Annotated in this window: 21 protein-coding genes; 5 read left to right on the forward strand and 16 right to left on the reverse strand. The window is 63.4% G+C overall.

Annotation, left to right across the window (positions count from 1 at the left end; all coding sequences use genetic code 11):
* The first annotated feature begins 133 nt into the window (after positions 1-133).
* From ACI3L3_RS04890 to ACI3L3_RS04900, 3 genes are all read left to right on the forward strand, one after another.
* Entirely contained in the window at positions 134-1,201 is a 1,068-nt protein-coding gene (locus ACI3L3_RS04890) for a metal ABC transporter solute-binding protein, Zn/Mn family (RefSeq protein WP_404843970.1), read from the forward strand.
* A gap of 137 nt (positions 1,202-1,338) precedes the next feature.
* Positions 1,339-2,292, forward strand: a complete 954-nt coding sequence (locus ACI3L3_RS04895; RefSeq protein WP_404843971.1) for an ABC transporter ATP-binding protein — start codon at positions 1,339-1,341, stop codon at positions 2,290-2,292.
* A 132-nt stretch (positions 2,293-2,424) separates the two neighbouring features.
* On the forward strand, positions 2,425-2,913 hold the full coding sequence (locus ACI3L3_RS04900) for a hypothetical protein (RefSeq protein ID WP_404843972.1): 489 nt from the start codon (positions 2,425-2,427) through the stop codon (positions 2,911-2,913).
* Positions 2,914-3,013: 100 nt separating this feature from the next.
* On the opposite strand, the gene ACI3L3_RS04905 is transcribed toward ACI3L3_RS04900, so the two are convergent.
* The 13 genes from ACI3L3_RS04905 to rlmB all read right to left on the reverse strand — a co-directional run bounded on the left by ACI3L3_RS04905 (position 3,014) and on the right by rlmB (position 13,332).
* Positions 3,014-3,859 (reverse strand): F0F1 ATP synthase subunit gamma, encoded by an 846-nt coding sequence (locus ACI3L3_RS04905; protein WP_404843973.1) that lies wholly within the window; start codon positions 3,857-3,859, stop codon positions 3,014-3,016.
* Positions 3,846-5,360 (reverse strand): F0F1 ATP synthase subunit alpha, encoded by a 1,515-nt coding sequence (locus ACI3L3_RS04910; RefSeq protein WP_404844122.1) that lies wholly within the window; start codon positions 5,358-5,360, stop codon positions 3,846-3,848. The genes ACI3L3_RS04905 and ACI3L3_RS04910 overlap by 14 nt, the downstream gene beginning before the upstream one ends.
* Positions 5,361-5,377: 17 nt before the next feature.
* Positions 5,378-6,124, reverse strand: a complete 747-nt coding sequence (locus tag ACI3L3_RS04915) for a hypothetical protein (RefSeq protein ID WP_404843974.1) — start codon at positions 6,122-6,124, stop codon at positions 5,378-5,380.
* Between the two features lie 25 nt (positions 6,125-6,149).
* Positions 6,150-6,428: a F0F1 ATP synthase subunit C gene (locus tag ACI3L3_RS04920; RefSeq protein ID WP_404843975.1), complete on the reverse strand. Its 279-nt coding sequence runs from the start codon at positions 6,426-6,428 to the stop codon at positions 6,150-6,152.
* A gap of 19 nt (positions 6,429-6,447) precedes the next feature.
* Positions 6,448-7,143, reverse strand: coding sequence for a F0F1 ATP synthase subunit A (locus ACI3L3_RS04925; RefSeq protein WP_404843976.1), 696 nt, complete (start codon positions 7,141-7,143; stop codon positions 6,448-6,450).
* The gene (locus ACI3L3_RS04930) at positions 7,127-7,435 is read right to left on the reverse strand and encodes an ATP synthase subunit I (protein ID WP_404843977.1); all 309 of its coding nucleotides are present in this window, start codon (positions 7,433-7,435) and stop codon (positions 7,127-7,129) included. The genes ACI3L3_RS04925 and ACI3L3_RS04930 overlap by 17 nt, the downstream gene beginning before the upstream one ends.
* Positions 7,416-7,736, reverse strand: coding sequence for an AtpZ/AtpI family protein (locus tag ACI3L3_RS04935; RefSeq protein ID WP_404843978.1), 321 nt, complete (start codon positions 7,734-7,736; stop codon positions 7,416-7,418). The genes ACI3L3_RS04930 and ACI3L3_RS04935 overlap by 20 nt, the downstream gene beginning before the upstream one ends.
* 3 nt (positions 7,737-7,739) lie before the next feature.
* Positions 7,740-8,120: a F0F1 ATP synthase subunit epsilon gene (locus ACI3L3_RS04940; RefSeq protein WP_404843979.1), complete on the reverse strand. Its 381-nt coding sequence runs from the start codon at positions 8,118-8,120 to the stop codon at positions 7,740-7,742.
* Complete coding sequence (atpD, locus tag ACI3L3_RS04945; protein ID WP_404844123.1) at positions 8,120-9,511, reverse strand: F0F1 ATP synthase subunit beta; 1,392 nt, start codon at positions 9,509-9,511, stop codon at positions 8,120-8,122. The genes ACI3L3_RS04940 and atpD overlap by 1 nt, the downstream gene beginning before the upstream one ends.
* 95 nt (positions 9,512-9,606) lie before the next feature.
* Complete coding sequence (locus ACI3L3_RS04950) at positions 9,607-10,482, reverse strand: universal stress protein (RefSeq protein ID WP_404843980.1); 876 nt, start codon at positions 10,480-10,482, stop codon at positions 9,607-9,609.
* Positions 10,483-10,528: 46 nt separating this feature from the next.
* A complete protein-coding gene (locus tag ACI3L3_RS04955) occupies positions 10,529-11,005 on the reverse strand; it encodes a universal stress protein (RefSeq protein WP_404843981.1) in 477 nt (158 codons plus the stop codon).
* Positions 11,002-11,982: a serine/threonine protein kinase gene (locus ACI3L3_RS04960; protein WP_404843982.1), complete on the reverse strand. Its 981-nt coding sequence runs from the start codon at positions 11,980-11,982 to the stop codon at positions 11,002-11,004. The genes ACI3L3_RS04955 and ACI3L3_RS04960 overlap by 4 nt, the downstream gene beginning before the upstream one ends.
* Positions 11,983-12,564: 582 nt before the next feature.
* Positions 12,565-13,332 (reverse strand): 23S rRNA (guanosine(2251)-2'-O)-methyltransferase RlmB, encoded by a 768-nt coding sequence (gene rlmB / locus ACI3L3_RS04965; protein ID WP_404843983.1) that lies wholly within the window; start codon positions 13,330-13,332, stop codon positions 12,565-12,567.
* 153 nt (positions 13,333-13,485) lie between these two features.
* Between rlmB and ACI3L3_RS04970 the strand changes: the two genes are divergently transcribed.
* Complete coding sequence (locus ACI3L3_RS04970; protein ID WP_404843984.1) at positions 13,486-15,369, forward strand: LysM peptidoglycan-binding domain-containing protein; 1,884 nt, start codon at positions 13,486-13,488, stop codon at positions 15,367-15,369.
* A 136-nt stretch (positions 15,370-15,505) separates the two neighbouring features.
* Here the strand turns inward: ACI3L3_RS04970 and ACI3L3_RS04975 are convergent, their stop codons facing one another.
* The 3 genes from ACI3L3_RS04975 to ACI3L3_RS04985 all read right to left on the reverse strand — a co-directional run bounded on the left by ACI3L3_RS04975 (position 15,506) and on the right by ACI3L3_RS04985 (position 18,795).
* Positions 15,506-17,344: a histone-lysine N-methyltransferase gene (locus ACI3L3_RS04975; protein ID WP_404843985.1), complete on the reverse strand. Its 1,839-nt coding sequence runs from the start codon at positions 17,342-17,344 to the stop codon at positions 15,506-15,508.
* A 168-nt stretch (positions 17,345-17,512) separates the two neighbouring features.
* On the reverse strand, positions 17,513-18,274 hold the full coding sequence (locus ACI3L3_RS04980) for a hypothetical protein (RefSeq protein WP_404843986.1): 762 nt from the start codon (positions 18,272-18,274) through the stop codon (positions 17,513-17,515).
* 134 nt (positions 18,275-18,408) lie between these two features.
* Positions 18,409-18,795, reverse strand: coding sequence for a hypothetical protein (locus tag ACI3L3_RS04985; protein WP_404843987.1), 387 nt, complete (start codon positions 18,793-18,795; stop codon positions 18,409-18,411).
* 239 nt (positions 18,796-19,034) lie between these two features.
* Here ACI3L3_RS04985 and ACI3L3_RS04990 point away from each other — a divergent pair, with 239 nt between their 5' ends.
* A complete protein-coding gene (locus ACI3L3_RS04990) occupies positions 19,035-21,365 on the forward strand; it encodes a DNA topoisomerase 3 (protein ID WP_404843988.1) in 2,331 nt (776 codons plus the stop codon).
* The last annotated feature ends 23 nt before the right edge of the window (positions 21,366-21,388 follow it).

Raw genomic sequence — 21,388 nt, forward strand, 5'->3', positions numbered from 1 at the left:
CGCTGGCCTTTTTTCTGCCCCAACATGCGAGAGGGGGCACGGCTTCTTGGCCATGCCCCGCCCGCGCAGGGCTGCCGCAATCATTGACACATGCATGCAAAGGGGCGATACACTACGCGAAAGGAGTCTGCCCATGCATGTTTTATCACGCTGCTTTGCATATACTGTGGCCGCCTTTGCCGGCCTTGTCTTTCTGGCTGGGGCGGCTCTGGCCCAGCCCTTGTCCGTTGCGGTGAGCATTTTGCCGGAAAAATACTTTGTCGAACGCATCGGCGGCGACCTTGTGGACGTGCAGGTCATGGTGCCGCCCGGTTCGCAGCCCCATTTCTACGACCCCAAGCCCAGCCAAATGGTGCGCCTTAATGATGCGGCGGTATACTTCGCCATTGGCGTCCCCTTTGAAACAGCGTGGCTGCCGCGCTTTGCATCCGCCAATGCGGACATGCGCATCGTCAACATTGCCGACGGCCTGCCCCGCATTCCCATTGCGCCCCATGCGCACCATCACGCCGGTGGCAAGGATGGCGACCACGACCACAGCGCCCATCACGCGGCGGAAGCGACGGAGCACATGGACCTCACCGACCACGCCCAGCACGACGGCGCGGCGCATCACGAGGGGGAGGAGCATCATGACCATGCGGGCCACCACGACCACAGCGCGGACACCGAAACCATGGACCCGCACGTGTGGCTGTCCCCGCGCTATGTGGTGCGCATGGCGGATACCATCCGCGACGCCCTCATCCTTGCCGACCCCGTCAACGCCAAGGCCTACAAAGCCGGGCACGCCGCCTTCATCAGCGACGTCACCGCCCTGCACATGGAACTCACCGCCACCTTTGACCACGCCCCGGACGAGGAGGACGACGCCCCCGCCCCGGTCCTGACCGATGGTGCACGTACGTTTATGGTCTTCCATCCGTCGTGGGGCTACTTCGCGCGGGACTACAACCTGCGCCAGCTGCCCATTGAGCAGGACGGCAAGGAACCCTCCCCGCGCGACCTGGCCCAGCTCATCGCCACGGCCAAAGCCAAGGGCGTCCGCGTTATCTTCGTCCAGCCCCAATTCGCGCGCCGAAGCGCCGAAGCCATCGCCCGCGGCGTGGGCGGCACCGTCATCCCCGCAGACCCGCTGGCCTACGACTGGCTTGCCAATATGCGCTCCGTGGCCGACGCCTTCCACGCGGCGCTACGCTAAGGCCAACCGCCCGCACACGCTTGCCATTTCCGGCCGCCCCCGGCACACTGCGGGGGCGGCCCTTTTGCGCCGCAGGGCCGTGCCCGCGTCCCCATGACCATCCACAGGAGCAAGGAGTACCAGCCATTTCCACCTTTTTGCGCATTACCGACCTGAAGAAGCACTACCCCGTGGACAGCGGGCTCTTTGGTGCGGAGACGAGCTTTGTCCATGCGCTGGATGGCGTATCGTTGTCGGTACGCGCCGGGGAGACCCTTGGGCTGGTGGGGGAATCCGGATGCGGCAAGTCCACGCTGGCGCGCCTGCTGCTGCGGCTGGAGCGCCCCACATCCGGCGGCATTGAGCTGGAAGGGACGGACATCTGGTCCGCGGACCACGCCTTTAAGAAGGCCTATCCGCGCAAGGTGCAGATGATTTTTCAGGACCCGTTTTCCTCCCTGAATCCGCGAAAGCGCATCGGCAGCACCATTGCCGAGGGCCTTGCCATCCACGGCGTGCCGCGCGGGGAGCGCCGTCAGCGCGTGCGCGAACTTATGGACTGGGTGGGCCTGCGCCCGGAGCTCATCACGCGCTATCCCCATGAATTTTCCGGCGGCCAGCGCCAGCGTGTCGCCATTGCCCGCGCCCTTGCCCTAAGTCCCGCCTGCGTGGTCTGCGACGAAGCCGTCTCCGCGCTGGACGTGTCCATTCAGGCGCAGGTCATCGGCCTGTTGCAGGACCTGCAGGACAAGCTGGGACTGACCTATATTTTCATCTCGCACGACCTCGCGGTGGTGGGGTACATGAGCGACCGCGTCGCCGTGATGTACCTTGGCCGCCTGATGGAGCTGGCCCCCAGCCGGGACATCTACGCCGCGCCCCTGCACCCCTACACCCGCGCCCTGCTGGACGCCGTGCCGCGCCCGGACCCGGAATCCGGTGGCCTTGCTCTGCGCGTGGGCGGAGACATCCCAAGCCCCATCAATCCGCCCTTCGGGTGCCCCTTTCATCCCCGCTGCCCCGAAGCCATGCCCGTGTGCGCCACCACCGCGCCCACATGGCACGAGGCCGCCCCGGAGCACTTTGTGGCCTGCCACCTGCACCAGTCCTAACCCACGCCACCAGCGCCGAAAAAACGGCCCACCAGCGGGAGCCGCAGACAAGCCCCTTGACTCCGCCGGACTTGATGCCTACTTGTGAACTTCTGCACAACGTAATCAATGACCGGAATGGAGGCATACACAATGGCGCGCAAACTCGATTACGCCGTCGCCGACGTGGCGGAAATCATGAAGTTTGAAAACTGGCTGCGGTTCTACTTCGTGGAGGAAGAACAGGGAAAGGCCGTGCTCATCGGCATCCCGGAAGAAATCCTCAAGGATATTGAAGGACGGTACCCCCACCTGTATGAGCTTGCGAACCGCTACGACAAAAGCCTCATCGACTACGAACGCTCCTGTACCGAGGTCTGCTCGCACGTGGCCAGCGTCTACGACGGGGAGAAGTACCCCCCCGGACTCGTGGAAAAGAGCTTCGATTCCAAGGAACTGAAAATTGAAATGTACCTCTTTGGCCTGTGGATGCAGGGTCACGAAGAGGAGCTGGACAAAGAATACATGTCCTTTGACGAATGGATGACCGGCTACGAGAAGTGGAAAGGCACGCAGGAAGTGCAGGACTACCTCTCCCGCCTCACCGACGTCAGCACCGAGACCACCGACGCCGTGCAGTAGCCCCGCCCCAAAGGCGGCGTCCCGGCCCATACAGCATACCAACGCGCCCCGCAGACGGATGTCTGCGGGGCGCGTTTTTCGTCAGGCTTCGGCGCGGGGCTCAGCCGCCTTCGAGGGCCTCGAACCCGGCGGCCACTTCCAAAAGTTCCGCCGTGATAAGGCTTTGGCGCAGGTCTCGGTGCTGGGCCGCAAGGTCGTCGCGCATTTCCTCCACGTTCTTTTCCGCGCGCTGCATGGCCGTCAGGCGCGCGGCATTCTCCGCCGCCATGGACAGGCCAAAGGCCCGGTACAGCGAAATAAACAGATACTGGGCGAACAGTTGGGCAAACAGCTCGCGGCGCGGCACACCGGGCATGGGCAGGTTGCGACGCGGCCACGGCGCGGCGCGGTGCTCCTCCAGCCACGCGGCGTCCAGCGGCAACACCTGCCGCACCCGCGTGCGAAAGCCCCCGCCGCTCTCCGGCTCGTTGGAAATAAGCGTCAAGGCTCCGGGCGGCTCCGGCAGATCCCGTACGGCGCGCATGGCCGCCGTGCTGATGCCCGTCAGCCCCGCGGGCTGGGGGATGTGCACAACCGGAGTGTGTCCGGCCTCATCAAGGGCGCTTTCGGCGCGTGCTCCGGAACACCACACGCGCGCGCCAGAACGCTCCGCCAGCGCCTCTGCCGCCTTGTGCCCCACGGCCTCGTTAAAGGTGCCACACAGGCCTTGATCCGAGCCTATGACAAGGCACACGGCCTCACCGCGCGGAGCAACGGGCCGCAGCGCGCCATTGCGCAGAAGCACCTGCCACCCCATGTCGTTGATGGCGGCGTAGCGCTCCAGGGCCTCCACGGCGCGCTCATACTGGCGCATATTCACCGCCGCGAGGTTCTTCATGGACGTCACCACGGACAGCAGATTTCCGGCGGTGGCAATGCGCTTTTCCAGCGCCTCAAGGGTTATCATCGCCCCCCTCCGCCGCAAAGAACCGTTCCATCTCGCCCTGCAACTCCTCCCACACGCCGTCGTCAGGACCAGCCTGCGTCAACTGCTCCATCAGGTCCTCACGCGGCTCCAGCGTTTGCGTCAGACGCTTTCGCACATCCGGCAGATTCTCCACGGGGATGGTATCCAAAAAGCCGCTGGTCACGGCAAAGAGCAGGCTCACCTGCTCCGGCGCGGACAGCCGCTCGTACCGCCGCTGCTTAAAGGCCTCGCGCACGCGGCGGCCGTGTTCAAGGGTCTTTCGCGTGCTCTCGTCCAGCCGGGTGCCAAAGCGGGCAAAGGCTTCAAGCTCCTGAAACTGCGAGTACGACAGGCGCAGGTCCCCTGCCACCTTGCGGTAGCCCGGATGCTGGGCGCGCCCGCCAACGCGCGATACGCTCTTGCCCACGTCCACTGCGGGCAGTTGGCCTTTGCGGAACAGGTCCGGATTCACATAAATCTGTCCGTCGGTGATGGAGATGAGGTTGGTAGGAATATACGCCGACAGGTTCTGCGCTTCCGTTTCAATGACAGGCAGCGCGGTGAGGGAGCCGCCGCCGTGCTCGTCCCGCAAATGGGTGGCGCGCTCCAGCAGGCGCGAGTGCAGGTAGAAAATATCGCCGGGGAACGCCTCACGCCCCGGCGGACGCCGGAGCAGAAGCGAAAGCTGGCGGTAGGCTACGGCGTGGCGCGTCAGGTCGTCGTACACCACCAGCACGTCGCGCCCCTCATGCATGAGGTATTCGGCCATGCTCGTGGCCGCAAAGGGCGCGGCGTAAATCATGCCGGGCTGGTCGCCGCCCTCGGCAACCACCACCATAGTGTACTCCAGCGCGCCATTCTGGCGCAGGGTTTCCACGGCGCTGGCCACGCTGGAACTGCGCTGTCCCACGGCGCAGTAGACGCACAGGCAGTCCTTGCCCTGCTGGTTCAGGATGGTGGTCAGGGCCACATCGGTCTTGCCCGTTTGCCTGTCGCCAAGGATAAGCTCGCGCTGGCCGCGCCCCACGGGAATCAGGGCGTCAATGACCGTAATGCCCGTCTCCACAGGCCGCTCCACGGGCGCGCGGTGCATAATGGGCGGCGCGTCGCGCTCCACGGGCCAACGCGCCGGGGCGTCCACAGGGCCGCCGCCATCCAGCGGCCGTCCAAGCGGGTCCACCACGCGCCCCACCAGCCCCGCGCCAACGGGGACGTCCAGCACACGCTCCGTACGCACGGCCTCGTCGCCTGCGGACAGGCCTGTGGCGTCGTCGAGCAGAGCAAGGCCCACCTTGTCCGGTAAAATATCCATCACCAAGGCCGAAACGCGCCCGGCCAGCTTCACTAATTCACCAGAACCTACCGCGCCAAGCCCCTCGGCCCACGCTATGCCTTCGCCAACAGCGATGACGCGCCCCACCTCCTCCGTGGTGGGCGCGTAGTCGTAGTCCCCAAGGGCGCGGTCCACGGCCTGCGTTCCGGTCTCCAGCGCATCCTGCATGCTTCTGCCCGTGTCGCTCACGCCATGCCTCCCTGCGGCGTTGCCGCCAGTTCGTCCAGCACCCGCTGTTCAAGGCCTTCCAAATAGCCGGAAAGCGTCCAGCCGATGCGCGTGTCTCCCGTTTCCATCCGCATGCCGAATCCAAGCTCCGAGGCCTGCGTAAAGTCCACCTCCGTCACCTCCGTGAACACACTGCGCAGCCCCTCGGCCACGCGGCGCTGGGCCTCCGGCCCCATGTCCGCGCCTGTGCCTACGGTCACGCGGCCGGACACTGCCGCGCCGCGCCGCTCGCGTACCTCGCGCAGGAAGGCCTCGGCAAGGCGCTCCTCAAGGTCCGCGTCGCCAAGGTCAGTGAGCACCCGGCGCGATACCGAAACAACCTCGCGCGCCACGCGCTCGGCAAGGGCGCGTTCGAACTCGGCCTGCTCCGCGCTCAGGCTCTCCAGCCAGCGCTCACGGCGGGCCTCCACCTCGCCGCGCACGCGCTCTTCGGCGCTTTCGCGCCATGTTTGCACGTCCTCGCGGGCCTTTTCCATAAGCTGACGCTTCTCCTCGGCGAAGCCCTCGCGGTCCCTAGCAAGGGCGCGGCGCTCCTCCTCGGCGGCGTCACGCGCGGCGTCGGCCTCGCGCAGGCGCTGGGCAATGGCGGCCTCGCGGCTGTCCACGGCCCGCAATATGGGACCGTAGAGGAACCGCTTCAGCAGCCACAGCAGGATCAGAAAGTTGACGATCTGCGCGCCAATGGTGAACCAGTCAAACAGCACGGTGGAACTCCTTGCCTGCCCGGGTTCAGCCTCCGGCCTGCCCGAGGAAATAGTTCCAGTACGGATTGGCAAACAGCAAAATCATGGTGACCACAAAGGCGTAAATAGCCGTGGATTCCACCATGGCGAGGCCCACAAACAGCGTGCGGGTGATGGTGCTGGCCTCGTCCGGCTGCTGGGCCAATGAGTTGAGCGCACGCCCAAGGGCATGGCCCTCACCAATGCCCGGGCCAATAGCGCCAAGGCCAATGCACAATCCCGCGCCGATGATGGACGCGGCGGCAACGATGGTCAGACTGTCCATGTTCGACTCCTTGTCAGTTTCACGGGGATTCCTCTTCCGCCTCAATTCCGGCGGCGATATACACGGCGGCAAGCACCGCGAAAATATAGGCCTGTACCAGCCCGATAAGCAGGCCAAGCACCTGCATCACCACGGGCACAAACAGCGGCGCAATGATGAGCAAAATCGCCCCCATCATCCGCCCGCTCATGATATTGCCAAACAGACGAACGGCCAGCGCCATGGTCCGCGACAATTCCGCAAAAATATTGAGCGGCAGCATCAGCGGCGTCGGGCGCACATAGGTCACCAGATACTTGCGCAACCCAACACGCAGCAGCGAGTAGCCCGGCACCGTCACAAACACGCACAGCGCCAGCGCCGACGTGGTGGACAGCGACCCCGTGGGCGCTATAAAGCCCGGCACCGCCGCCAAAGTATTGCTGACGGCAATGAACAAAAACAGCGTGGCCAAAAACGGCAACAGGCTCGCCGCGCCCTTGCCCAGCACCTCCGTCACCTCGCCGCGCGCGTAGACCACCACGGTCTCCAGCACGGTCTGCCAACGCGGCACCTTCTGCCCCGCCAGCACGTCCTCGTGCCGCACCAGCCGCCGCGTCACCAGCCACGACCCGCCAACAAGCAGCGCCATAACCACCCACGTGTACACAAGGGTGGCGCTGATGGAGACAGGGCCGTAGCGCCAGTACACAATCCAATCAGGACTTATATCCATGCCGTCCTCCGCTCACGCCGCCAAGGCGGCGCACCATGAGCGCGCGCATAGCAATGAATCCCACCATGGCCGCGCCAAGGGCCAGAGGCCCGGCAGTAAGCGCGGCCCAGAATCCGGCAAGGGCCACGGCAAGGCGCACCACATACAGCGCCCCAAACGTCGCCCGCGGGCGACGCCGCCCAGGCACCAGCCGCAGGCTCAGCCACAGCCCGCCAAAGTACAGCGCGCCAAGCACCATGCCCCACACGGCCGCCACAGCCAGCACCATCGGCTCATTTCCCGTCACGGTCATGCCCCTGTTCCTCCTTGTCCCGCAGGATGGACCGCCGCTCGCGGCTGACCCAGTACGCCGCATGAGCGCAGCCAACACCAAGCCCCAGCACCATAAGCATCAGCGTCCATGACGACGTGCCCGGATGCGACAGGTCAATCCACACCCCGACAAAGGTTCCCACCAACAGCGGCACGGCCACAGCCCAGCCCACAAGGCCAAACATCCCCAACCCGCGCAGCAGTTCCGGGCGGTTGTCCCGCCGCCCGCCAATGCGCCGTCGCTCCTGCCTGTCCACCCCGCGTGAAAATTTCTCCGGCATGGTCTATCGGCTCCCAAAGTCCAAAACGCCGCGCACAAAGCGCGCCTCAAGGCGCGCCAAAGCCGTCCGCGCCGCACGTTCGCCCTCGTCCAGCTCCTCGGTCATGGCGTCCACAGCCTCGCGCAGGTGCCCCAGTTCGCCGCTGACGGCGTGGCGCGTGGCGATGCGGACCTCATCGCCGCTTTTCACCAGTATGCCGCCGTTCACGGCCACAAAGCGTTCCTCGCCATCGGCCCACCACGACACAATGCCCGGAATGAGCGCCATGGCCATGTCCACATGCCGCGGCCGCAAACAAAAGCCCCCGCGCAGGCCCATGCCCACCACCTTGTCCGTCTCCTCCTCAAGGAAGATCTTCAGCGGCAGAACAACGCTCAACTGCATCACGCGCCCCCGGCCTCATCGATGTCGCCGATCATATACAGCGCGGACTCCGGCACCTCCGCGAACTCATCGGCAAGGATGCGCTCGCAGCCCTCCACGGTCTTCTCCGGGTCTACCATGCGGCCCTTTTTGCCCGTAAAGTGCTCCGTGGTGAAAAACGGCTGGGTCAAAAAGCGCTCCAGCCGCCGCGCGCGGTATACGGTTTTGCGGTCCTCGCTGGAGAGTTCCTCCAGTCCCAGCATGGCGATGATGTCTTTAAGCTCCTCGTACGAGGCCAGCGTGCGGCGCACCTCGCGCGCCACGTCGTAGTGCCGCTGGCCCACCACCGCAGGCGACAGCATGCGCGACGACGACTGGAGCGGGTCCACCGCCGGGTACAGCCCCTCGCCCGCGCGCTTGCGCGAAAGCACAATACTTGCCGACAAGTGCGCAAAGGTATGCACCGCCGAGGGGTCCGTCAGGTCATCAGCAGGCACGTACACCGCCTGAATGGACGTAATGGCCGCGCGGCGCGAGCTGGAAATCCGTTCCTCCAGTTCCGCCAGTTCCGTCGCCATGGTGGGCTGGTAGCCAAGGCGCGACGGCAGGCGCCCCATCAGGCCGGAAAGCTCCATGCCCGCCTGAATGAACCGGAAAATATTGTCCACAAGGAGCAACACATCCTGCCCCCTGTCGTCGCGGAAATGTTCCGCCATGGTCATGGCCGACAGCCCCACGCGAAAGCGCGCACCCGGTGGCTCGTTCATCTGCCCGAACACCATCACCGTGGAGTCCATCACGCCGGACTCGCGCATGTCGCGGTAGAGTTCCTCGCCCTCGCGGCAGCGCTCGCCAATGCCGCAAAAGATGCTCACGCCCTTGTGGCGTCCGGCCATGTTGTTGATAAGCTCGGTAATGACCACGGTTTTGCCCACGCCCGCGCCGCCGAACATTCCGGCCTTGCCGCCGCGCTCCAGCGGAGCCAGCAGGTCAATGACCTTAATGCCCGTGGGGAAGACCTCCTCCCCCGCCACACGCTCGGACAGCGGGGCCGGGGCGCGGTGCACGCCGCGCCGCTCAAGGTCCGGCGCGGGCTTATCGTCGATGGGGTCGCCAAACACGTTAAACACACGCCCAAGCAGGCCCTCGCCCACCGGGGCCTCCAGCGGGCGGCCCTCGCCGCGCACCGTGTCGCCGCGCGCCACGCCCTGCACCGCCATCAGCGCAAGGCACCGCGCACGCTCTGCATCAATATGCGAAGCCACCTCCATCACGATGCCGTCGTCACCCTTGGTGCGTACCAGCGTCCGCAATGGGGGCAAGCCATCCGGAAAAGAGACGTCCACCACGCCGCCGCGCACCGCATCCACCACACCGTCATAACTGGCGGCTTTTTCCGCTTTGGTTTCCACCACGGTCATTGCCTCCTCAGTCGCAGATTGCCCCGCAAGGGGCCGAAAATTCGCTCACACGCGCCTGGGCCTGCGGGCAAGGCTTCGCCCCTTGCTTAGGGACGCACCCACAGCACCGCGCCAGCAAGCTCTCGCATAAGATTAATCGTCGTAGACCCCATAAACAGCCGCTTAAACATGCCGCCCCCCGCGCCCGTGCGCCCAAGGGCCACCGCGGCGTACATGCCGTCTTCGGCCTCCTCCATAATGGCCCGCCACGGCGTATTGCGCTCGCGAACCGTCATGCGGATGCGCGATTCTTCCACGCCGTTCTCCAAGAGGGACTCCGCCGCGCGCGAAAAAATTTCTTCGGTTTCCCGGTGGCTTCGCGTTCCCGGCTTGATAACGCGCAGCAGCCGCACATGGTGGTGCTTCTCCTCCGCCACCATAAATCCCACATGGTCCGCCATACGGTAGCTGGCATCGGATCCGTCAAGGCACAGGAGCACATGCTGGCGGTGCTTCTCCGGCCAGCGGCATATCCACATCGGCGCAATGGACTGCTTGCCGATGATTTCCATGCTCACGCTGTCCTCCACCAGTTGTTCTATGCGCGTCAGTCCCCGGCGGCCCAGCACAATGGCGTCGTACAGCCCCTCCTCGCCCTCGCGCAGGATGTCCATGGCCTTGGTGTCCTTGCGGAACATGAGTTTGGCGTCCACCTGCTCCTCGCACAGTTCCAGACTGCACAGGTGCGTGCGCGCCTCCTCCAGAGCCTTGCGGCCCTTGGCCTCGGCCTTGTCCGCCATGCGTCGCTGCTCATTCAGCGTTTCAAAGTTCTTCTCGTGTTCCCACACCTCCGGCGGGCGGGTGGCCGCGTAGAACAGCGTCAGGCGCAGGTTTTGTCTGTTCTTGAAAAAATTGAGGATAAAGCGGATGCCATGCATGGCGCTCTCTTCGCCGCTCACCGTCACAAGCAGATGTTTTTCCATTCCAACTCCCATGCTCTTCATCCTCCGGGGCGTAGCCCCAACGCGTCTACCCCACCACCCACACACTGCAATTTTTGGCGTAGTGCACAACCTTGCTCGACACACTGCCAAACAAAAATTCCTCAGCTTTGCTCACGCCCCGGCGGCCAACAACAATCGTCCCAAAGCCGCCCTCCTTCTGAATGCGCAGGATATGCTGGGCAATGGATGGCGCCGTAATGCACAGCTGCCGCTCCGTCACCGCCTCGTCAGTAAAACCGCCGTCCAGCAGGATGTCCCGCGCCTTGTCGAGAAAAGCGTGCGATTCTTCCTCCTGCTCGCACAGCTTGGCGTCAAAAGCCTCCTCGTCCGGGTACATGTCCCGCTCCGGCAGCCGCACAATGTGCAGCAGCTCCACCTCGCCGCCGCAGCCGCCGCCCAGCATCTGCGCCACATATTCAATGGCGCGCATTGAATTCTCCGATGTATCCACCGCCAACAAAATTCGCTTGCAGTCCATCATGACGCCTCTCCCTGTTGTCATCCTGCTTGCCGCGCCATGCGCCGCACAAGCGGCACGCACGGGCGCAGCTCCGCAAGGAACTCCTCCACGGATTCATAAAAGACATACGTCCCCGCGCTGAAATGCATCAGCACATTATTGAGTGGTTCAGGAATATACGGATACAGCTTGCGCAGGTTCACCACGCGGTTGGCAAAGACAATGGAAAAATCCTCACGCTCCAAGCCCGCCTCCTCCGGCGTGCCCAAACCGCGCGCGGCAAAGACCTCGCGGATCAAATCGCCCTGCCCAACAAGGTACACAAGGATGTTCCCAAGCCCGAAAAGGTCCAACCCAAAAGGGTTCTCCTGAAAATCGAAGGTATAGTCGAAGTCGATCCAGCACGGTCGCCCAGAACCGTGCTGAATGAGCAAGTGGTCGCGGCGGATGTCGCCGTGCTTTTCAAAACGCGAATGCAAATAGTCGATGGCTTCAGCCGCCTCGATGAACTTTTCCAAAAGCCCCGGCAAATGCTGAAAGAAATACTCCCTGTGCCCCACCTCCAGCCCGTCCACGATGCTGTCCAGCCGCCGCCCGTGCACAATCTCCAGTAGCCGCACAATATTGCCCTTGCTGTCGTGCAGGGGCTGCCCCTGCATGAACCGCCGGTCACCCCGGACAAGATTCAATATGCGCGCCTCCTTTTCCGGACTGCGGAAGCACCGCACCTCCATAGCGCCTATGCGCAGGGGGAAATTCTCGTGGAACACCAGCTTGGCAATGCGCCGCTCGCCCGTCTCCAGCACGCGGCAGCGCTTGACCCAATACTTCGGGTCCTCCAGGCCATACCGCCGCTCCACTTCCTCCTTCAGCACCATATAATGCAGACCGCCAAGGAGCATGACATCCCCATACGAGATGTCCATAAACTCCGTCGTGTCCGTATACAGCTTGCCGCAGCGTGCAAGTGGAAAGTCCGGCATAAATTGCCTGACAAGGTCGCGTACTTCCTGTGACACAAAGCCCTCCAAAGTGACGCATCCAGCCGTGATACAACGGTTTTCTCCACAGGTTTTTCCAATCTATCACACTCCCTTCCCTTCTCCTAGCACCGGCACAATATTCACACACCGCCCGCACCCCTCGCATGCAAGGCTTTTTGAGCGATTGGCGGATTTTTTGCGAAAAGTTGGAGGAAGATGCGCCGGGGACAGGGCGAGGGAAGGAAAGAGGAAGAGAGCCTCCGGCGGGTTAAGGACTACCGTCCTTAACAATCCTGCGTGCGCACAGACCGGGCGGCTGTATATGGCACTGTCGTCACCCCTGACGGCTCCCGTCCGTGTGGATGGGAAGAGTTTTTTTGGGGGGCTTTGGTGCGTTGGGCCAGGCGGTGAGAATCCCTGTTGAGGATGTTCGAAAGACGAAAGGCAGAAGAACCGCCCTCCCACCCCTATTTTCGGGGCGGCTTCCGCCCCGAAAATCCTGGGGATTCTCAAGGGTGTCACACCCTTGAGCCGCCGGAGGCAAAAGAAAAAAGCGCCCCCCTGCTTCCACACGAAGCAGGGGGGCGCTGAAGAGTCGCAGCATCTTGCCACACGGCCTTAGCCGTGTTGGCGGGAGAATTCGCCCATGATGATGGCGGCGGCTTGGGCGACGTTGAAGGAGTCGAAGGGCCGGCGCAGGGGAATCGTCAATTTTTCCGAGCACCTTTTGGCAACGCCGGGGCGGATGCCTTTTTCTTCGTTGCCCATGACGAGGACGGCCGGAGTTGACAATGCTTGCGCGTACATGTTCTTTCCGACGGGGTCGACCATGGAACCATAGATAGGCCAGCCGCGTTCATCGCACGCATCGAGAGCGCGGGAAAGGTTGACCACCCGGGCGACCGGCAGGCGTGTCAGCGCGCCGGCGGACGCCTTCACTGCGGCGCCGCCGAGGTAGGCGGTGCGGTCTTTTGGGACGATGATTCCGGCCCCGCCGAGGGCGTAGAGCGTGCGCGCCATAGCGCCCACGTTGCCGGGGTCCTGCACTTGGTCGAGGGCGAGGAGAAGCGGCAGCGGCGCGTCCAGCGCGGCGTCCAGCAGGTCCTCCAGCTCGGTGTACGACGCGGCGGACGTTCTTGCGAGCACGCCTTGATGGTTGCCGTCGAACATCCGGGCCATGTCGCCCCGCGGCACTTTACGAAAGCGCACCCCGCCATCGCGGCACGCGTCGATGATGGCTCCGATATCTTTTCCGCGTGCGCCTTCCTGCACGAACACCATATCGACGGTGTCGCGGCTATTCTGCACGAGTTCCAAAACGGGCTTGCGGCCGGGAACAAGGTTATCGTCACCGCCGGTCTGCCGTTTTTTTCCTTTGGTATTCATGGTAGTTACGTCCCTGCTGCCTGCCTAAAAAATTCAGGGGCTTAGGCCCTCCAGCCCGAGTCTACATCCCGATTTTCCTTGACTTTCAACAGCTGTTCTCTAGATATTTTTCTAACTAGCATGCTCGACTGAGCGCAAACACATCCTGAACCGATGAGCACATACACATACTCTGAGACCGACGCCCCAGAGGCACATACACACGCGACGGCCGTCACCCGCACTCTGTTGGTGCTGGTCCTCGCCCTCTGTATCGCGGGGCTTTCGGCCTGCGCCACAAAGAAACCGCTGCCCGAAGAGGACGCCGTTATCACGGTGGACGAGGGCATGCCGGACGAGTTGGCCGCAGCGCCGGAGCATGGCGAGGAACCTGAACAGCCCAGTGATGAGGCCGTGCAGGAATTTGCCGAAGCGGACGAAGCGCCTTTGTCCGCTACGGAGCAGGAGGCCCTGGAAACCGAAGCGGACCTGAGCTTTCAGCTCGACTCCGTGGAAACCAAGGAAATGCTCTCCTTCTTCCGGTATTTTACCCACAACAAGCGGGGGCGCAAGAACTTCGCCCGTTGGCTTGAGCGTTCTGAAACATATCTTCCGTATGTCCGCAAGGTCTTTGCGGAGCGCGGCCTGCCCCACGACCTCGTGTTTTTGCCCTTTGTAGAGAGCGGCTTCAACCCCAAAGCCGGCTCGCATGCCGGTGCCAAGGGGCTGTGGCAGTTCATGCCGTTTACGGGCAAAAAGTATGGTCTGGACGTTGGCTGGTGGATGGATGAACGCTATGACCCCTACAAATCCACCCACGCTGCCGCGGACTACCTGACCAAACTCTACGGCGACTTCGACGACTGGTACCTTGCCCTTGCGGCGTACAACGCCGGTGAGGGCCGCGTGATGCGCGCCATGAAGCGCAGCGGCTGTGACGACTTCTTTGAGCTGTCCAAAAAACGCCAGAACCGCTGGCGCCGTGGCCGCCGTCTGTACTACCTCCCGCGCGAAACGCGCCAGTACGTGCCCAAGTTGATGGCCGTCATCAAGATTGTCCGCAATCTGGAGTCGCTGGGCTTTGAAAAGCCCAACTGGAGCGGCTCCGGCGAAATTGCCTCCGTGGAGACAAAGCCCCGCACGGACCTGAAGGCCTTTGCCAAGGCGCTGGACGTGCCGTGGGAGGAATTCCACGCCATGAACACCGCCTACGTGGAGCCGGGAACCCACCCGCAGAAATCCAGCACGGTGTACGTGCCGCTGGATAAGCTGGAAGCCGCTCAGGGCTACCTCGCAAGCGCGGACTTCAAGACGTACACGGGCTACTACGCATTCTACAAGGTCCGCCGTGGCGATTCGTGGTACCGCATCTCGCGCCGCTTTGGCGTGCCCATCGCGGTGCTGAAGAACTTCAACGGCAGACGCTCCAACCTGATCCGTCCGGGCCAGACGCTGAAGATTCCGGGCAAGGGCCAAACCCGCCTGACCGCCCAGCAGATGAACAAACGGTCCGCCAAACGCAACCTGACGGCAAGCTCCTACCGCGTGCGCCGCGGCGACTCCCTGTGGACCATCGCCCGCCGCCATGGCGTCAGCGTCAGCGAACTGGCCCGCGCCAACAAGATCACCACCCGCTCTAAAATTATGCCGGGACAGCGCCTTGCCATTCCGGGACGCGGCACCTCCAAGGCCCGCACCCGCCAACTGGCGCAGTCGCGCTCCAACTACACGGTCCACCGTGGCGACACCCTGTGGGACGTGGCCAAGCGCTACAACACCACCGTGGCGACGCTGGCGCGCGCCAACGGCATATCGTCGCGCAGCACGCTGCGACCGGGCCAGCGCCTGTACATCCCGGACCAAAGCTCCGTGGCCGCCAAGCGCACCAAGTCCGAAGCGCGCAAGGCCAAGCAGCTTATCACCTACAAGGTCCGCCGCGGCGACACCCTGTATGACATCGCCCGCCGCTTTGGCGTCAGCACGCGCAGCATCATGGCATGGAACAACATGTCCTCCCCGCGCATCTACCCCGGCGACAGCCTGAAGCTGTACCAATAGCCGCGCGGCGTACCGACGCACTACCGACCACACAGAAAAGGCTCCGGAGATACTCCGGAGCCTTTTTTATGCCTCGTGGTGGGCAGATGGGGATGACGGCAAAAGAGGCGGTGCACAGGGCACGCCCTGTGCGGGCCTAGCGCGCGTGGGCGTCGCCGTTCTCCTCTTCCTCCTCCATGATGAGCGCCTCGTGGCGGCGCAGCAGTTCCTCAAAGCGGATATCCGCGCCAAGGATGCCCTGAATCTCCATGTTCTCGTCATCCACTGGCGTGGCGACGGTAAGACACAGCTTGCCCGTGAAGTGCGACTTGTAGAAGTCCGTCACGTGCAGCTTGCCGGTGCGCATGGGCACGGTGAACCATTCGCGGTCGGAGAAGTCGGTGGTGTAGTCGAACAGGGTGTACTTGGGCCTGTCCTCGGCGTTGCACACGGCGCTGTTGATGATGTGGCCGGTGGTATCGATAAGGTACAGGTACTGAATGAACGGGTACTCCGCGAGGAAGTCGTCCATGCAGCGCTCCACGGCGGACGTCTCCATGCCCCGGATGTCGCACTGGCTGGACAGGCGCTCGATGACCTTGGCGGCCAGCGTGTGGGCCACAGCCTTGAGGTGATCGAACTCCGAGGGGAACAGTTCGGGCATGAAGCGTTTGACCAGCGCCTTCATCTCCTTGTTGGAGAAGTGCGTGGTGCGGCCCTTTTCGTAGGCGCGGGCAATGTGCCCGGCAATCTTGCCCACGGTGGGGTGACGCTTGTCGATGCGCTCGGAACCTTTCAGTTCCAGATGCTGGTTGATCCAGTAGGCCACGCCAGCCTTGCCGGTCTTATCCGTGATGATAATGGGGATGGGCCGGGCAAGGATCTTTTCCGTGTCGAAAATGTTGTAGATTTCCTCGTTCTTGATGAGGCCGTCCACATGAATGCCCGCACTGGTGGCGTTGAAGTCGCGCCCCACAAAGGGGTAGTTGGGCGGAATACGGTAATCCAGCTCGCGCACGAAGTAGTCCGCAATCTCGGAGATCACCTCGGTGACGGCGGCGTCGTCTTCGCCCGTGAGGGAGATGTACTCAAAGATCAGCGCCTCCAGCGGCGCATTGCCCGTGCGCTCGCCAAAACCAAGGAGTGTGCCGTTGGCCCCGGAACAGCCGTACAGCCACGCCGTGGACGCATTGACGAGCACCTTGTGGAAGTCGTTGTGCCCGTGCCACTCCAGCCACTCGCCGGGCACGCCGGCCGAATCGGTAAAGGCGCGCACAATCTTCGCCACGGAGCGCGGCAGCGCCGCGCCGGGGTACGGCACGCCAAAGCCCAGGGTGTCGCACAGGCGAATCTTCACGGGCAGGCCGCTCTGGCGCGCCAGTTCCATCAGGCGGATGGCAAAGGGCACGCAGAAGCCGTCGATATCCGCGCGGGTGATGTCCTCAAAGTGGCAACGCGGCACAATGCCCCACTCAAGGGCCTTTTCCACGATGGCCAGATAGTCGTCCATGGCCTGCTGGCGGTCTTTTTTGAGCTTCAAATAAATGTGGTAGTCGGACACGGAGGTAAGCATGCCCGTCTCGCGCAGGCCCATTTCCTTGACGAGGCGCAGGTCGTCCGGGTTGGCGCGGATCCAGCCCGTCACTTCCGGAAAGGCGTAGTCCCGGGCAAGGCAGGTCTCGACGGCGCGCCGGTCCTTGGCGGAGTAGAGAAAAAACTCGCTCTGGCGGATGAGGCCGGAATGCCCGCCCAGCTTATGCAGATAGTCGTAGATGGTGGCAATCTGCTTGACGGTGTAGGGCGGTCTGGCCTGTTGTCCGTCGCGGAAGGTGGTATCCGTTATGAACATTGGTTCTGCGGGGCGCGGAACCAGAAAGCTGTCGTCAAAGTTGACGCGGCCGACTTTGGTGTAGGGGAAATTCTGCCGAAAGAGCTCCGGCTCGTCAGGGTTCTGCAACGCGTACGTTGGAGGACGGTTGAAGTGCAGAAAAGGCATTGGGTACGGCTCCTTTGTACTGGAATATATTGCGCATGGCAGAAGATTCCTGCCCTATCGTAGCGGAACGGTACCAAAAAGTCGGAGAAGTGCAAATGCCGGATATGGCCTCACCGGCGGCAGGTGGGTGGCCCTGCGTTGATGCTTGCGCACGCAGGGCCGGCTGCATCAGGAACGTTTGGCGCAGATGCGTCCGCGTTCCTTGTGCAGCAGAGGATGGTCGGCGTTGATGCGTTCGGCTTCGTTGAGGGCGCGCATGGCGTCCTCGCGCCAGCCGCCTTCGCGCAGGCTGCGCGCGGCCAGCAGATACAACAACTCCGGCTCGTCGCCATACACGCTGTCCAGCAGGCGGGCGTAGCCGCTGCCGAAGACCTCGCGCACCAGCTCCTCCCGCGCCAGCAGGAAGCGGGCAAGGAGTTCATTGTCCCGATGCTGGGCCAGATAGTCGATGAGCAGGCGACGGCAGTTGAACAGGATAAAGCGGATGCGGCCTATCTCGCGCTCGATGCTTTCGTTGGTCTGATCGAGAACGCGCATAAGCTCCTGCGAGATAAGCCGGGCGTCGTCGGAGAGCTGGCGGCGCTGGAGCTCGCGGAACCACGGGGCGTAGTTCTGCTGCTGGTAGGCATCTTCCTTGAGCTTGATGGTGTCGTGGAAGATGTAGCCGATGCTCCAGTCGAGAAATTGGCCGTTGAGGCCGTTTTCCGAGGCGTTCTTTTTGAAGAGCAGGTGCGCGGTGTCCTTGAGCCGCCACAGCAGGCCCTTGTTCATCTCCTGCCCCAAGAGGTTGCGGATCATGGAGAAATCCACATGTCCGGTCTTGTCGTAGTGCCGGAACTCCTTCTCAAGCTCACGATGAACAAGGCAGAAATCGCGCACTACATCGCGCACGAATTCCGGCCTTTTGGTACGTATCCACGTTTTCGACATTCCTGCTCTGTTCTCCTTTGTCCCCCTCGGACATCACCTTCTAGCATACGTCCCGGAACAAGCAAACCTTTCGCGGGGCAAGGTGTTCACGGCGCATGCCGGGGGCTGCGGGGCAACACAGGAGAGGCGCAGAATCAGGCGTCCGGCGGGGGTGGGGAGCCGCTCTCCTCCCTCCGCGCGCCCTCAAGGCGTGTGGACCAATGCAGCCCGGCGAACACCATGCCCACCGTGCCGAAGATGCACACCACGGCCAGCACGTAGGGGATGATGCCGCGCCCGTCGTACTCCGCAATAAGCGCCACACATAGGCTAAAGACGAACACCGCAGGGCTGTAGGGCGCAAGAGCCCACAGCTGCCGGGCGCGCTGACGCAGCCCCGCCCCAAGAGCCGACGGCGTCTCCCCCCGGCCACGCTGGCGCGCAACGCGCAGCGGCACGCTCACCATGGCCCATCCGGCCACCATGGCCACAACAGTCAGTCCCCCCGCCCCTCCGGCAATGACAGCTTCGGCAAACGACACGGCCCTGCCCCCTTGGGTTCCGGTTTCCCACGCGGCACTGGTGCGCGCAGATTTCCACTCTCCCACACTAAGATAGGCCGGAGCGCATGTCGAGGTGAATTGCCTGCGCCCTTGGGGGCAGGGGCGGACGGGCGCAGCGCACACAAATCCATCTGCCCCCTTTCCCTTTGGGCCATTCGATTGTATTGCATGCTCAGCCGCGCTCGCGCGGCAATCATGAACCGGAGGCAGCTTCATACGTGGGACGAACACTCATCATAGCGGAAAAACCATCCGTGGCTCGGGAAATAGCCAAGGTCCTTGGCGTGCGCGGTGCGCGGCAGGACGGCTATATCGCCAACGAGCAGTACGCGGTCACCTGGGCGGTGGGGCACCTCGTCAACATCGCCGAACCAGAAGAGCAGGACGAAAAATGGGCCGGACGCTGGAACATGAACCAGCTCCCCATGATTCCCCGGCGCTTCAAGCTGGCCGTACTGCCCAAATCCGCCAAGCAGTTCCACATCGTGAAGTCGCTTCTGGATGCGCCGGACGTGACCGAAGTCCTCAACGCTACTGACGCCGGGCGCGAGGGCGAACTCATCTTCCGCCGCATCTACGTCATGGCCGGGTGCGACAAGCCCATCCGCCGCCTGTGGGCCAGCGACATGACCGAACAGGGCCTCAAAAAAGCCCTCGCCAGCACCGTCAAGGGCGAAAAGAAGCGCAACCTCGGCCTTGCGGCCTTTGCCCGCGCCGAGGCGGACTGGCTTATCGGCATGAACTACTCGCGCCTGTTCACCCTCAAGGACAAAAATCTCATCACCGTTGGGCGCGTGCAGACGCCCGTCCTCAAACTGCTGGTGGACCGCCGCCGCGAGATTGAGCACTTCGTCCCCAAGGACTACTGGACCGTTGAGGCCACCATGTCCCGCGAGGAGGAAGCCTTCTCCGCCGTGTGGCACAAGCCGCCGGAGTACAAGGAAACACGCGTCGACGCGGAAGCGGACGCCGCCGCCATCGTGGAGAAGTGCCTGGGCAAAGACGGCGTAGTGGACGGCACAAAAAGCCAACAGCGCCAACAAAAGCCCCCGCTTCCCTTTGACCTGACCACCCTCCAGCGCGAGGCAAACTCCCGCTACGGCCTGTCCGCCAAGGACACCCTGGCCATCGCGCAGGCGCTGTACGAGCAAAAAAAGCTGCTCACCTATCCGCGTACGGACTCCCGCTACCTGACCAAAGAACTGTTCAAGGAAGCGCTCTCGCATCTGCGGGCCACCTACCACCTGTTCCCGGAAATTTCAGCAGGCGCCGCAACGCGCATCAAGGAAGCCAAGTCCAGCTTTGCCTGCGTCAACGACAAGAAGGTCTCGGACCACCACGCCATCATCCCCACGGCGCGCAAGGCCGTGCGCGAGTCCCTGTCCGACAACGAATGGCATATCTACGAGATGGTCTGCCGCCGCTTTATCGCGGCCTTCCTGCCGCCGGTGAAGTTTGCGGCCACCACGCTGTGGGTGACGGTGGAGGACGAACGCTTCAAGGCCACGGGCAAGGTCTTCAAGGACCGCGGCTGGCTGGCCGCCGAACCGTGGCGCGCGGCCAAGGACAATCCACTGCCCAAACTGCGCAAGGGCTCCAAGGTGGCCGTGGACGACCTGCACAGCAAGGCGCACCAGACCAAACCGCCGTCCCACTTTACGGACGCTACCCTGCTTGGCGCCATGGAAACGGCGGGCAAGCTGGTGGACGACGAGGAACTGCGCGAGGCCATGAAAGAGGGCGGCCTTGGCACGCCGGCCACCCGCGCCCAAATTATCGAGACCCTGCTCTCGCGCAAGTACATCGCCAAGGACAAGAAAAAGCTCATCGCCACGGATGCCGGGTGCCACGCGGTGGACGTCATCACCGCCCACCTGCCCGACGTCACCTCGCCGGAACTCACAGGCGAGTGGGAAAAGAAACTTGGCGACATTGAACGCGGCGATTTTTCCTACAGCCAGTTTATGCAGGCCGTGCGGCAAAACGTGCACCATAACGTCACGGTCATCCGCAACCACCGCGCCTTTGACAAGGACGGCTTTCCCCTGCCGCCGCCCTCAATGGCTCCGGCCGGCGCGCCCCAAAGGCCCGCCCAGCCCCGGCCTAAGCCCCGCCCCCGCGTGGACCGCGACGGCTTTCCGCTGGACGCCCCAGCTCCCCAAAGCGCCCCCGCGCCGCAGCAGGAGCAAGCCCCAGCAGCCGCCCCAGCGCCGCAGGTGGATGCCGACGGCTTCCCCATTGGCGGCCCGGCCAAAACCCCGCCCAAGCACGCCGGGGAATCCGTGGGCGCGTGCCCCCTGTGTGGCAAAAACGTTCTGGAACAGCCGGACGTGTACGAGTGCGAAAACGCCGCGCAAAGCGGCGGCACCTGCGCGTTCAGCATCCGTCGCCGCGCCTTTGGCGGCGAGATTCTGCCCAACCAAATGCGCGACCTGCTCACCAAGGGCCGCACCTTTAAACGCGGGCGCTTTGTCTCCAAAAAGGGCAAACGCTTCAACGCCAACCTCAAGCTCAGCGGCACCCGCGTGGAACTCACCTTCGAGGACTAAGACGCCACACCAAAAGCCCCCGG

Source organism: Desulfobaculum sp. SPO524, from assembly GCF_044987625.1.
In the GTDB taxonomy this organism is placed as follows: Bacteria; Desulfobacterota; Desulfovibrionia; order Desulfovibrionales; family Desulfovibrionaceae; genus Desulfobaculum.

Excerpts from the sequence above, each read along its gene's own strand:
- rlmB (WP_404843983.1), bottom strand. The coding sequence starts at position 13,332 with ATGAATACCAAAGGAAAAAAACGGCAGACCGGCGGTGACGATAACCTT.
- ACI3L3_RS04910 (WP_404844122.1), bottom strand. The coding sequence starts at position 5,360 with ATGCAGGATGCGCTGGAGACCGGAACGCAGGCCGTGGACCGCGCCCTT.
- ACI3L3_RS04890 (WP_404843970.1), top strand. The coding sequence starts at position 134 with ATGCATGTTTTATCACGCTGCTTTGCATATACTGTGGCCGCCTTTGCC.
- ACI3L3_RS04975 (WP_404843985.1), bottom strand. The coding sequence starts at position 17,344 with ATGCCTTTTCTGCACTTCAACCGTCCTCCAACGTACGCGTTGCAGAAC.
- ACI3L3_RS04935 (WP_404843978.1), bottom strand. The coding sequence starts at position 7,736 with ATGCCGGAGAAATTTTCACGCGGGGTGGACAGGCAGGAGCGACGGCGC.
- ACI3L3_RS04950 (WP_404843980.1), bottom strand. The coding sequence starts at position 10,482 with ATGGAAAAACATCTGCTTGTGACGGTGAGCGGCGAAGAGAGCGCCATG.
- ACI3L3_RS04930 (WP_404843977.1), bottom strand. The coding sequence starts at position 7,435 with ATGACCGTGACGGGAAATGAGCCGATGGTGCTGGCTGTGGCGGCCGTG.
- ACI3L3_RS04920 (WP_404843975.1), bottom strand. The coding sequence starts at position 6,428 with ATGGACAGTCTGACCATCGTTGCCGCCGCGTCCATCATCGGCGCGGGA.
- ACI3L3_RS04905 (WP_404843973.1), bottom strand. The coding sequence starts at position 3,859 with ATGATAACCCTTGAGGCGCTGGAAAAGCGCATTGCCACCGCCGGAAAT.
- ACI3L3_RS04900 (WP_404843972.1), top strand. The coding sequence starts at position 2,425 with ATGGCGCGCAAACTCGATTACGCCGTCGCCGACGTGGCGGAAATCATG.
- ACI3L3_RS04955 (WP_404843981.1), bottom strand. The coding sequence starts at position 11,005 with ATGACAACAGGGAGAGGCGTCATGATGGACTGCAAGCGAATTTTGTTG.
- ACI3L3_RS04970 (WP_404843984.1), top strand. The coding sequence starts at position 13,486 with ATGAGCACATACACATACTCTGAGACCGACGCCCCAGAGGCACATACA.
- ACI3L3_RS04940 (WP_404843979.1), bottom strand. The coding sequence starts at position 8,120 with ATGCAGTTGAGCGTTGTTCTGCCGCTGAAGATCTTCCTTGAGGAGGAG.
- ACI3L3_RS04980 (WP_404843986.1), bottom strand. The coding sequence starts at position 18,274 with ATGTCGAAAACGTGGATACGTACCAAAAGGCCGGAATTCGTGCGCGAT.
- ACI3L3_RS04925 (WP_404843976.1), bottom strand. The coding sequence starts at position 7,143 with ATGGATATAAGTCCTGATTGGATTGTGTACTGGCGCTACGGCCCTGTC.